Annotated in this window: 10 protein-coding genes; 5 read left to right on the forward strand and 5 right to left on the reverse strand. The window is 46.7% G+C overall.

The window, feature by feature from the left end:
- The first annotated feature begins 70 nt into the window (after window positions 1–70).
- A complete protein-coding gene (locus tag C161_RS06975) occupies window positions 71–646 on the forward strand; it encodes a GbsR/MarR family transcriptional regulator (RefSeq protein ID WP_036611216.1) in 576 nt (191 codons plus the stop codon).
- 128 nt (window positions 647–774) lie between these two features.
- Here C161_RS06975 and C161_RS06980 read toward each other — a convergent pair whose 3' ends face one another.
- Window positions 775–2,406 (reverse strand): helix-turn-helix domain-containing protein, encoded by a 1,632-nt coding sequence (locus C161_RS06980; RefSeq protein WP_036669019.1) that lies wholly within the window; start codon window positions 2,404–2,406, stop codon window positions 775–777.
- 186 nt (window positions 2,407–2,592) lie between these two features.
- Complete coding sequence (locus C161_RS06985; protein WP_036669021.1) at window positions 2,593–3,879, reverse strand: hypothetical protein; 1,287 nt, start codon at window positions 3,877–3,879, stop codon at window positions 2,593–2,595.
- A 243-nt stretch (window positions 3,880–4,122) separates the two neighbouring features.
- On the opposite strand from C161_RS06985, the gene C161_RS06990 reads away from it, so the two are divergent.
- Window positions 4,123–5,136, forward strand: coding sequence for a Gfo/Idh/MocA family oxidoreductase (locus C161_RS06990; RefSeq protein ID WP_036611210.1), 1,014 nt, complete (start codon window positions 4,123–4,125; stop codon window positions 5,134–5,136).
- A 32-nt stretch (window positions 5,137–5,168) separates the two neighbouring features.
- The gene (locus C161_RS06995) at window positions 5,169–6,155 is read left to right on the forward strand and encodes a Gfo/Idh/MocA family protein (RefSeq protein WP_036669223.1); all 987 of its coding nucleotides are present in this window, start codon (window positions 5,169–5,171) and stop codon (window positions 6,153–6,155) included.
- A 3-nt stretch (window positions 6,156–6,158) separates the two neighbouring features.
- Here C161_RS06995 and C161_RS07000 read toward each other — a convergent pair whose 3' ends face one another.
- The 3 genes from C161_RS07000 to C161_RS07010 all read right to left on the reverse strand — a co-directional run bounded on the left by C161_RS07000 (window position 6,159) and on the right by C161_RS07010 (window position 8,821).
- Window positions 6,159–6,953, reverse strand: a complete 795-nt coding sequence (locus C161_RS07000; RefSeq protein WP_036611537.1) for a MurR/RpiR family transcriptional regulator — start codon at window positions 6,951–6,953, stop codon at window positions 6,159–6,161.
- Window positions 6,954–7,089: 136 nt separating this feature from the next.
- The gene (locus C161_RS07005; RefSeq protein ID WP_036669022.1) at window positions 7,090–7,923 is read right to left on the reverse strand and encodes an ABC transporter permease subunit; all 834 of its coding nucleotides are present in this window, start codon (window positions 7,921–7,923) and stop codon (window positions 7,090–7,092) included.
- Window positions 7,916–8,821 carry an ABC transporter ATP-binding protein gene (locus tag C161_RS07010; protein WP_036669025.1) on the reverse strand — a complete coding sequence of 302 codons (906 nt, stop codon included), beginning with the start codon at window positions 8,819–8,821 and terminating at the stop codon, window positions 7,916–7,918. Before C161_RS07010 ends, C161_RS07005 begins: the two co-directional genes overlap by 8 nt.
- Before the next feature lie 446 nt (window positions 8,822–9,267).
- On the opposite strand from C161_RS07010, the gene C161_RS07015 reads away from it, so the two are divergent.
- Window positions 9,268–11,103: an HSP90 family protein gene (locus C161_RS07015; RefSeq protein WP_036669028.1), complete on the forward strand. Its 1,836-nt coding sequence runs from the start codon at window positions 9,268–9,270 to the stop codon at window positions 11,101–11,103.
- Complete coding sequence (locus C161_RS07020; protein WP_036669030.1) at window positions 11,103–12,152, forward strand: hypothetical protein; 1,050 nt, start codon at window positions 11,103–11,105, stop codon at window positions 12,150–12,152. Before C161_RS07015 ends, C161_RS07020 begins: the two co-directional genes overlap by 1 nt.
- The last annotated feature ends 141 nt before the right edge of the window (window positions 12,153–12,293 follow it).

Genomic DNA, 12,293 nt, shown 5'->3' on the forward strand with positions numbered 1-12,293 from the left:
AGCAGGACTTTTAAAGTGTTGCAATTATTTCGCCAAAGACTGTGGAATGTTCAGAATGGAGGTTGCAAGCATGGGCTTGGACCATTTACAAGAGGAACAGCAGGCAACCGTGCTGAAGATTCGTAAGCGCGTCATTGAAGCCATTGGACGTAATATGGATCTTTACGGCGTTACGCTGTCGACGGGACACTTATATGGATTGCTATTTTTTGCAGACAAACCAATGACCCTTGACGATATGGGACGGGAAATGGAAATGAGCAAAACGAGTATGAGTACAGGTGTACGAACACTGCTGGATTTGAAAATGGTAAATAAAGTGTGGAGCAAGGGCTCCAGAAAAGACCTATATGAAGTGGAATACGACTGGCATCAGACGTTTACGGATTATTTTGCGATTAAATGGAGAAAAGCCGTGGAGAGTAACCTTCAGATTCTACGCAAATCAATTGAAGAACTGAATCGGTTAGTCGAAGGTCTGGATGAGCAGGCAGACGCTGAACTTATCCACATTCTGATGGAAGACAAACACAAAGTTTTGCAAGCGGAAGCATATTACAAATGGTTGGATCGGTTGATTGATACCATGGAAAATGAAGAGATATACAAGCTTGTTCCGAAGGAAGAGATCAAGGAACATTCATAATTACATGCAAAGGGCCCTTTCCGTTATAGGAGAGGGCCCTTTGGCCTGTGCAATATCTTACTGAATTATTAATGAAGGAACATGATGTAAAAGATAATCTTGCCCATCGTATCGACCTATGTTCACATCTAATGTCCGATCAGACCTGCCTGAGGAAAGACTACAGACTGCTGAGTAATCTGTTCCAGTTCGTTCAGAATCTGCAACCGGCCACCCGGGGTCCAGCATAACCGTTGCCAGTTCGAAATATCGTGAACGTTACCATACAATACAGCAGGGGATCGATTCCACGATGCCGTTTGTTTCATGCGTCGGAACACCTTTTCACTGGCAGGCTGAAGCGAAGCACGATGGATCAACAGGTAATCCGTGTCCAGCACAGGGATACTATCCGCTGCATACTCATTTCTGAAACTTTCGGGAGATACAAGCTGAGGAGGCTGGAGTCCCAATTCAGCATACAACAAGTGATTTAACGGATGCTCGCCAGTTCCTTGTAAGCGAATGAACTGATTCGTAACCTCCATCAGAGCCAACCGTTTTTGTCCGAAATAGGATTGCAGGTTCAGGCTTGCTTCAAGCTTGCGAAACTCAAGTTCTTTGAAATTCAGCAACGCTTGTTTCTCACGTCCGACCAGTTCGGCTATGCGAATATGGTTCTCTTTCCAGTCATCAGTGGACTCCAAGATGATGGTAGGTGCAATACTTTTCAGGCGATCGTAATAGGGCTTGTGGTAAAAGTCACCGATGATCAAGTCTGGCTTCGCCTGCCGAAGTTGATCGAATTGTCTGGTTAATCGGCGTTCTTGTTCATATTCATCCGATTCTCGGTCAAACACACCTTCACCTTCCAGCACAGCTACCGGGCGCAGTCCAAGCGAGGCCAAGTTCTCATGAAATCCCATAATGGATGCCGTAGCTACGCGAAGTTGATCTCTTTTCATATATACGCTGGGAGCAATCCCCAAGGTTTGTTTGAATTTGCGGCTAAAATAATACTCATTACCATACCCGACAGATACCGCGACGTCTTTGAGGACACAGGATTCCTCTGTCAGCTGTTTTTTGGCTTCGTTTATACGTAAACGATTCAGGTAATCGGTCGGTGACATGCCTTTGGCCTTCTTGAAACTGCGTGAATAAGAGCTGGGGGTGAGTCCAGCAATCTTGGCAAGCTGATCCATGCTGATTCCTTCACTCATGTAACGTCGCATATACATAATGCTGCGTTCCAAGGCAGGGTCCACTTTCTCATGATTGGCTTCCAGCCTGTTCTCTGAGAGAAATTGCAACAGCTCATGCAGCTGGCTATGTATGCTGATAAAGTGATCCGGTTGAAGACCGCGATAGGTTTCATACAGTTGTTCCAAACGTAATACAGCCTGCTGCTCATGACGAACCAGCAACCTGCCTGTCTCCCAATCCAACGGGAAGGCAGGTGAAGAGGTCATTTTCCATTCACCGCGCACTTGCTGCAAACAAACCGTATCCATGCTTAGTAATATACATTCGGTCACATTCGAGCGTGCAGCGGCCTCGATGGTTGTTCCTGGCTTCAACACAAACAAGCTGCCCGCTTGCGCCGCATAGGCTGTATCATTCAGGACCAGAACACCGTCTCCTTGCAAAATAAGACAGAGCATGGGCCGTGACACCGTCTTGCCTTGCACACGGAAATTCTCCCCACGACGCACACGGCACATGGAGGAGAGGAGCGGTAGAGATGAGGTTTCAGCAATGAAGGGAAACTGTTCAGTCATACGGACCATCCTTTTGTCTTATTTTCTTAATGATAACAATTATCATTCTCATATGGAAGATGTTTTTTAAAAATAGTTTTCGACAACCAAAAAAGGACTACCAAGAGCCGTTATGGCTACAAGGTAATCCTTTTTGATATGGACAAGTCCGTTGAATGGGCTATACGCCTGAATCAATATTATATGTTAGTACGGTGTCACCAATAGAATATTGTCGAGGAAAACGTCACTCATTACTTTTTTCCCTGTTCCACCCGTTTGCACGTGATACAAGCGATATTGATCTTTGGCATTGATGTAGAAGAGGCCCGCAACATCATCTCTGATATGGAATGCATCCCATTCGTCCCCGGTAAGTTTCGTTACCTTGAGGGCTGTATTAACCGAATAGAGTCCGTTGTTGCCCGAGATGTATGCAGCCGTAGATGTACCATTGGTCAATTGATTCGCAACATACGTTACATTGTTCAGGTTCAGATTGGCAGACTTGGTCACTTTGTTGCCCGAGACCGTTTTGGCATAAGCCTTTTTGTCTGCATCAATAAGGACAACCTTGTCTGTACCTAAGGCACTTACTTCACGAACGCTTTTGTTATGAAGTTGAAGTGTTTTGGCTGAAGTGGTTAACGCAAACGCTTTGCCTTTGGCATAATTGTAATCCTTATTGCTGTCGAGAACGATTCCCTTGTTATACACGTAAAGATTGTTTCCCCAACCACCGGAATATACAGCATTCACATCCAGTTTGGCTTTGGGATTTACCGCAGTTGCTTTGCCAGTGTTGTATTTCACCTTATACATGACAACAGCATTGGTGGAATAGAAATCCTCGTAGGGGTCTGTATTTACCATCAGTTGCAGTTCGTTTTTGGCTTGATTCGTAAAATAACGTCCTTCCACTGCGCCTGCGGCAATCCGCTGCACTGCTCCAGCACCGTTGGACGTTTTGGACACGATCCACGTGTTTCCATTAACTAACGCATTATAGTAGGCGCGCCCTTTGGTTACCAGGAGGAATGGGAAGTCGGTATCAGCCTTGTCAGCAATCTTGGTGACAGATGAAGCGTCACTATTGCCATTCGCGCGATAAATGGTACCTGTAGCATCCAGATAATAGATAAATCCGTTATCCGTGTAATAGCTGAGTACATCTGCAGCAAATGTCTCTGCCGCATCGCTGGACCCGTCATTCGGAACCCGAAGCAAGGTTGTGGAAGAAGCAGTCTGCGTGTAGTAGAGATAAGAGCCTGCCGCGAGCAAGTCCACACCTTGGAAATCAATTAATACTTCTGTTGTATTGCTGCCATCCGCGGATACTTTGTACAAAACTCCGTCGGACTCATAATACACTGTGGATTGGTTAAGTGAAGCTGCCTCGGCTGCGGTTCCACCTCCCAATGTCACTGCTGCAATGAGTGTAAATAACAGCAATGTACAGATGGTGCGTTGTACGTATGTATACCTTGTTTTCATTCGTTCATCGTCCCCTTCGTTCTTCTATATGTATGTCGTTAATTCCTTATGTTATATCGGTAAACTATGGAAGATATGTTAGCTCTCAAACATGAAAAAAAGAAGAGGATGAAATTGAATTTCATAGTCATTCAAACCTGAAATCGAATTGCGCATGATGCTGCCAATCCCGTCCCAAAGCATTCTCCGCCTGACTTGATCGTGATAACATTACACTCAACCAGAGCAGAGGAGTGAGCGATCATGTTAATGAATGTGGCGATCATCGGATTTGGGAACGCAGTGGTGAATTATCATTTTCCTTATCTGGACAAAAAAGAAAACATCAGGGTGAAGATGATATATCGTCGAGAGGAAGATCGGGTTGGTGATACAGAGCGTGAATCACTCTATCCCGAGATTACTTTTTCGACGAATATTGAAGACATATTGCAAGATGATGAGATTGAATTGATTGTTATCGCCACCCATGTGGATAGCCATGTAGAGTACGCTAAGCTGGCATTGGAACGCGGGAAACATGTACTGGTGGAGAAACCATTTGCCTCCACTTCTGCGGCAGCCAAAGATATTTTTGAACTAGCCAATCGTAAAAATCTCATCGCCATGGCAAATCAAAATCGCAGATTTGATGGTGACTTTCTGACATTGAAAAAAGTGATTGAGAGCGGCAAACTGGGGAATATTGTTGAAATCCAGTCCCACTATGATTATTTTCACCCGCAGTATGCGAGAAGTGGATTTGGATTGCTGCATGGTTTGGCCGTACATACCATCGATCAGTTAATCTCTATATATGGCGTAGCTGACCGAATTGAATATGATGTTCGGAGTTTGATCGCGCCGGGTGAATCCGATGATTATATCGATATTGATTTTCGTTATGGACGAATGAAGGCCACGATTAAGTGCAGTCTGCTTGTGAAGATCGAACATCCAAAATTCATTGTACACGGGGATCGAGGGAGCTTTGTTAAATATAGCAGTGGGCATCAAACGAAAAATGGAGATGGACGAACCAGGGTATCCATTGAAGCTGAACCGGAGAATAACTGGGGTACGATTAGTTATGTGGACGATGAGGGAACATCACATACGGAGAAAGTTCCTTCGGAAGCGACAGACTATGGCGTTTTATATGATCAACTGTTTCAAGCCATTCGACATAACGGTGATAAACCGGTCAAGGATGAAGAGGTTTTATATGTATTGGATATTTTACATGACGGAATCGAAGCGGCGAAGAGAGCCAACTGACAAACAACCAACGACAGGAGAGAGACGATATGATGAATATAGCAACGATTGGTACAGGGTCCATTGTGGATGCCATTTTAGCTGCGATTAATGAACTGGATGATGTTACGTGTACAGCGATGTACTCCCGGAAGAGAGAGACAGCACAGGAGCTTGCGGGTAAGTATGGGGTCGATACCATCTATACGGACCTGGAATCCCTATTTTCAGATACAAATGTAGATCTCGTATATATTGCTTCGCCAAACAGCATGCATTACGAACAGGCCTATCAGGCACTTCAACATGGCAAACATGTCGTCTGCGAAAAACCGTTCACGTCCACGCTTCAGGAAGCAGAAACGCTGATTGCACTTGCAAAAGAAAAGAATCTGTTGTTGTTTGAAGCGATCTCCAACATTCATCTGCCCAATATTAAAGTCATACAGGAGCAACTGCCAAAGCTTGGTCCGATCAAACTCATCCAGTGTAACTACAGTCAATACTCGCGCAAATACAATGATCTGCTTGCGGGGGAAACGCCGAACGTATTTAATCCACAATTCTCTGGTGGCGCGCTGATGGATATCAATATTTATAATCTTCATCTGGTCATGAATCTGTTTGGCAGTCCGAATACCGTATCGTATACCGCAAACCAGCATGCAAACGGCATTGATACGTCAGGAGTTGTGGTTCTACAATATCCGGAGTTTATTGCGGAATGTGTAGGTGCCAAAGACACAAACAGCATGAACTTTGTGCTTATTCAGGGCGAGAAAGGTTATCTTCAGGTTGTGGGAGGAGCAAACGGTTGCCGGGAGATCAAGCTTCAGATCGGGAATGAGCCTGCTGAGGCGTATAATGCCCAGAGCCAATCCAATTGGCTGTACTATGAGTGGGAAGCGTTTAGGGACATCCATGCAAGTGGGGATCACAAACGGTGTTACGAACTGCTGGAACACAGCCAGTCTGTGATGAGTGTACTCATGAGTGCGCGCAAGGATGCCGGAATTGTATTTGCAGTGGATCAGCGTTAATCGTTAATACGTGTCGCTAATGCTCCCCATGTATAACATGTCGAAAATGTAGAGTACCGAGACCATCGAAGACATTTTGGATAGTCTTAATTGTTCATTGTATCCGTAAGCGAGTAACGTTTCATCACAGTGTTTGGAAAGGGTTGAATGGTTGTTGCCCGTGACCGCGATGACTTTCATCTGTTTGCTATTGAGCACTTTGGCGGCTTCAATCATGGATTGGTTCTCACCTGTGTGCGATATAACAAAAGACAGCGTCAGGCTGTTGGGATTCATCGTGTTCAAGTAATGCATGTTCGGACTATTATGAGCAATCGCAGATATGCCGAGTTCATTCCACTTGGCACAAGCCTGTTGCGCCAGATAATAATTCATATCACTGCCATAGACATCAATGCGTACGGATTCTTTGACCCAGTTCGCGATTCGTAGCAAAACAGGAGCATTTAACATCCGGCGGGTATCCTCCAGCGCCTGCTGGTACAGGTAAGGAACCGAGTCGATGGCAGCCAGCACGTTGCCTTGTTCTGGGAATGTAGGATCCTGCGTCTGCAACGCGGAAGGCATCTGTTGATATTCAAGAGCAAGCTTGAGCTGAAAGTCTGGGTACCCCTTGGTACCCAGCTTTTTGCATAAGCGAACAATGGTGGAAGAGCTTGTATAGGTCTGCTGAGCCAGTTCATGGGCTGTAGAATCAAATACAACTTCGGGGTTACTCAGGATATAGTCCACAATATGTTTCTCCTGTGCCGTTAATTGTGAAGCATATTTTAATTTTTGAAGTAGTTTGGATTCCATACCGTTGTTCCATTCCTCTCTAAAATCATCCCATAGCATATATCTCCACATCATAACCTGCGTATATTTATTTCTCAATCTGCATAGCGGAGCGACAGTGTAGATTGTTGAATTTCGTCGCTACACTCCACATCATTCAAATCTGACTTTCCGCCAGTTGCTGACGACTATTCCACGACGCGACCAGACGAAGAAGAACCAAACTTATGAGCAGGAGCACTGCTCCAATCATGAGTAACATCCAAGGACCAATCAGCAGCATGCCACTGGCTTGACCAGCGACTAAGGCGATGAGGGGAAGGACAATTAATCCGCCGAGCTGATAGGCTTCCTGGAACCCACGGACCTTGGCCGAGATCAGGACGTTTAATAAAATGACCATAAGACTGCAAGCGGGAACAACCCACACGACAAGTATGATCCAGTTCAGATTGGGAAACATCAACGTTCCAAACATGGGGTACATCAGAATATTGGCAATGATTCCGTAGATCAGGAAAGTAACCCAGGATAATAGAATGGAAGGGATCAGGGCAGCTAGCACTTTACCTTTAAAAAGAGTGTCCATACTGATCGGTGTGAACAACAATCCTTCCAGCGTCTTGCGTTCCTTCTCACCAGCGAAACTATTGGCCGTCAGAATACTGGAGGCCATCACCGGAATGATGAGAAACAAGGGAGCGAACATATACATGGCCAAGTAATAGACAATACGATGATTATCTGTAGGCATGGAAGCAAGCTGTGGAATCTGTCCACCATGGGTTAACGCATCCAATGATTCGAGCAGAAAGCTGATGTTGCCCACAGAACGGAGTTCCATTCTGGAGGCCGCCCACAGGAGTGCAGAGGGCATAATGATTCCAATAATCAGTGGAACGATCAACATGGGCAACCAGAGCTGAATGCTGGCTGTGACGGACCGGATATCTTTACGTACCAGTGCACGTATGGCTTGGCGGTTATTCATGGTGGTGTGCCTCCCTTATGGCAAAATAGATACTTTCCAGATCACTGCCCGTGATGCGGGCCTGATAGACTTGACCATGCTCCGTTAATTGCCTTAGCAGTAATGGAATATCTTCACGCGATGTAAGCTGAAATACTGCTTGATGTGCGGAGATTATTTCAGGCGTAAAGTCGGTTGCCGTGTGCCATCCTTCGGGCATGTCGGCTTCTACTTCGAGCTTCGGAGTGGACAGGTACCGGCTAACAATCTCCTGTTCCGTGCCTTCCTCAACGATGCGCCCCTTTTCCATGAAAATATAATGATCACAGACGGCTGACAGCTGGGACAGCACGTGTGATGAGACCAGGATTGTCATCTTTTCTTCCTTATTTAACTGACGGATAATGCGTAGCACCATCTGAATTCCATCCGGATCCAGGCCATTGGTGGGCTCATCCAGAAACAGGATGGAAGGACGGTGCAAGAGTACTCGTGCAAGGCCCAAGCGTTTCTTCATGCCTGTGCTATAGGTGCCGACTTTTCGATGCTGATAATCCTGCAACTCGAACAGAGTTACAAGCTCGTCGATTCGTTTCTTGGCATGCTTCAGCCCAAAAACATCTGCGAAGAAAGTCAGATTGTCACGCCCGCTCATATTTTCATATAATCCACTTTGTTCGGTAAGAGTGCCACACATGGCCAGTACTTTCTCCGCCTCACGAGCGGCGTCCAATCCGTTAATGGTTACCTGTCCACCGGAAGCGCCCAAGACCCCATTCATGATACGGATCAGTGTGGTTTTGCCCGAACCGTTGGGTCCAATCAACCCGGTGACACTGCCTTGTTCAACTGTAAAACTGACATCATGCAGTGCTTGATGCACTTTGAATTGCTTGGATATGTTGCGTACTTCGATCATGTATATTCACCGTCCGATCTGAGTTTGGAGATTATACGTGTGGTAGGCTGATATCGTTCAAATGGACGACAAAAAAGATCTATTCCTCCTTCAATAGTCCCGAATGTAAGATGCACATTTACCCTGAAGGCTGTCTGAAATCGGGTCTCAGGTTTGTTTTCACTCTGCCTTGTAACATGTATCCTTATTTTAGGGTAGAACATCCGTTTCATTGCTATTCATAACGTGGTAATGGAAGATAAGGCCTTACGTCTCATGAATGCCTGAAATATGCATATAACGCCGGTCTTGGTTATCCAGGGCCGGCTTGACGTGATGTTTTGGCGTGCCTGTCACGGGGAACGTCTGTTTCTAACGATTACATAATGAATTCGTCTAACACATCCATATGAATACATCGTATGGGTACATATTGTGTATTGGACGTAGAGGAAGGTGAGTGAGTCATGACAGCATCCAATGAATATCGTTTTCAAGTGAACCTGAGCGGGATGATCCAGATTTTATCCAACCATCTATATAGCAGTCCTAAAGTGTTCTTGCGCGAACTGATGCAGAATGCGACGGATGCGATTACCGCACGAACGGAGGCGGAGCCAGGGTATCAGGGTGAAGTTCGTGTTGAACTGACGGGAACAGGTGAGCAATTGACCATGATGGTGGAGGACAACGGCATCGGCTTGACCGAAGCTGACATCCATGAATTCCTAGCGATGATTGGACAATCCTCGAAGAGGGGGCAGCAAGCGCTGCTGGATGGAGAGACTTCGTTTATCGGGCGTTTCGGGATTGGGTTGTTATCCTGTTTCATGGTGAGTCACGAAATTGTCATGCTGACGCAATCCGCGAAGGGCGGCCCTTCGATGGAGTGGCGGGGCAAGCCGGATGGCACCTATACGATTCGACAATTGGACACACAGCTGTCCCCGGGGACCAAAGTATATCTGCGTTGCACACCGGACGCGGCGCACTACTTTGAACCGGATTATGTGAAAGAAGCTCTGTTCTATTACGGAGCATTATTGCCGTATCCGGTCACGCTGTATCATGACGGCGTGCAACATGTGGTGAATAGCGAGACACCGATCTGGCTGATGGACCCTGCACTCGCACGTTCACGCAGATCAGAGGTATTGGCATTTGGTGAACGTCTGCTTGGTGAGCAGTTCCAAGACTTCATTCCGTTGACGACAGCTTCAGGCCGTACCGGAGGTATTGCTTTTGTACTGCCACACGCGGTTAATCTGAATGCCAAGCGTTCTCACCGGGTTTACCTGAAGCGAATGCTGATTTCGGAGAAGGCTGAGAACATTTTGCCAGAGTGGGCTTTCTTCGTGAAATGCCTGATCTGGACAGATGAGCTTCAACCGACGGCATCACGAGAACATTTTTATGAAAATGAAAAGCTGGAGGAAGTTCGCTCCGAACTCGGAGACGCACTTCGCAAGGGACTGGCCGACATGGCTGAGAGCCAGACAGAACGGCTACAGAAGCTGATTCGTCTGCATGCTCTGTCCATGAAGGCACTGGCTGTGCAGGATCAAGCATTCTACGCGATGATTCATCGCTGGCTGCCTTTTGAGAGTACGAGGGGGCACCGTGAACTTGGTGAGCTGATCGATGAAGGAGAGACGTTGTATTTCACGTCCTCTGTTGATGAGTACCGTCAGATTCATCATGTGGCATCCGCACAATCGATGCTGGTGATTAATGGTGGTTACATCTATGACAGCGAGTTGATGGCGACACTGCCGATGACCGTGCACAACGTACACACGGAGCGGCTACAGCCGGATCAGGTCTCGATGAGTTTCACCGATGTGCCACCCGCTGAGCGTAATCAGTATTATGATGCATTGCGACTGGCCGATTCTGCCTTACAGCGCTTCCGCTGTCGGGCTGAGGTGAAAGGTTTTAAGCCATCGGATCTGCCAGTGTTGTTCACACTGTCTCAGGAATCCTCAACCCTGCGTGCGCTTGAAAAAGCAAGCGAGGAGAGCACGGAATTGTTCTCGTCTGTTCTGGGTTCATTGTCTTCTAGTATGAGTTCAGCAGGGTACTCAACCTTATATTTGAACGTGAGTAATCCGATCATTCAGCGGGTACTGACATCACCGGATGACCAGATGACGCCGATTGCCATCGAAATGTTATACGTCAATGCACTGATGATGGGGCATTATGCCATGAGCAAGCAGGAGCTTGAAGTGTTAAATCAGGGCATTGTTCGTTTTATTGATTGGGGTTTGCGTGCCAATACAGATCGTAAGGGAGATGCCTGATGAAGACAGAGATGGATTTTGAAGAACTGATGGACGAGGCCTATGGTTTGCCCAATGGTCCGGCGAAGCTTGGTATGCTGGAGGAAGCGGCAAGAGTTGCCGATGTGAACGGCATGGAGGAAGAGGCATATGAAGCAAGATCGGAGATTGTGGAGACAGCAACATTCTGTGGTTATCCGATGAAAGCGCTGATTGCTTTTTCCTGGCAGCTGGGCAAGTTCGACCAACAGCCCGAAGAATATGATGAAGAAACGTTAATGTGGTCGTACAAATGGATATTGGGCAAGATGCCCGACTTTCCGGAAATATCACGCGAGAAGATCCTGGAGCTGTTGGAGGATTTCGGACGGCGTTTCAAGTCCTACGGTTACAGCGAACGCTCCTACTGGTATTATCGGTTCCGGATCTTTATGGATTTTGGGGAGCTGGAGGAAGCGGGACGCAGTTATGATCGATTCAGAACGATGGATCGTGACTTTATGAGTGACTGCGAAGCCTGTGAGCAGGATGAGATTATGCGATATTTCTTGTTAAAAGAAGACGATGAGAAGGTGTTGGAGGCGGCACAGCCTATCCTGAAAGGGCGTATGAGCTGTGCAGAGATTCCGCATCTGACTTTGTCTGAAATTTTGATGCCGTTATATCGGTTGGGACGGACTGCGGAAGCAGATAAACATCAGACCAAGGGATATCGCCTGATTAAAGGCCAGAACGATTTTGTGCAGAGTTTTGCGGAGCAGATGGATTATCTCACACGTACGAACCCGGCAAAAGGCATTGATGTGCTGGAGGAAACACTGGTGTTTGCTGCTGATCATGAAGATCCTTACGCCAAAATGTTGTTTTATGCCAGAGCAGCATCGTTGCTTCGCCGCTGGGTGGAAGAATCTCCAGAATACCGATTGCGTCTGCCAGCATCCTTCCCGTATGAAGGCGATCCGGGCGACCTGCTCAAGCTGGCCGATTACTTTGCGGAGCATGCTCAGACCGCTGCAGCCAAGTTTGATCAGCGCAACGGGAACCTCCATGTATCTTCGTTGATCGAATAGAGACGGATATAACTCATTAACCGATCGCTATAATAAGTTATGAAAAGTAACGAAACAGGCTTGTTCGAGAAGGATCGTATCCTTCTGAACAAGCCTGTTTTTTTCTTGCATCATAAGCATGATCAATCTAATCGGTATGAA

The organism is Paenibacillus sp. FSL R5-192, assembly GCF_000517845.1.
In the GTDB taxonomy this organism is placed as follows: domain Bacteria; phylum Bacillota; class Bacilli; order Paenibacillales; family Paenibacillaceae; genus Paenibacillus; species Paenibacillus amylolyticus.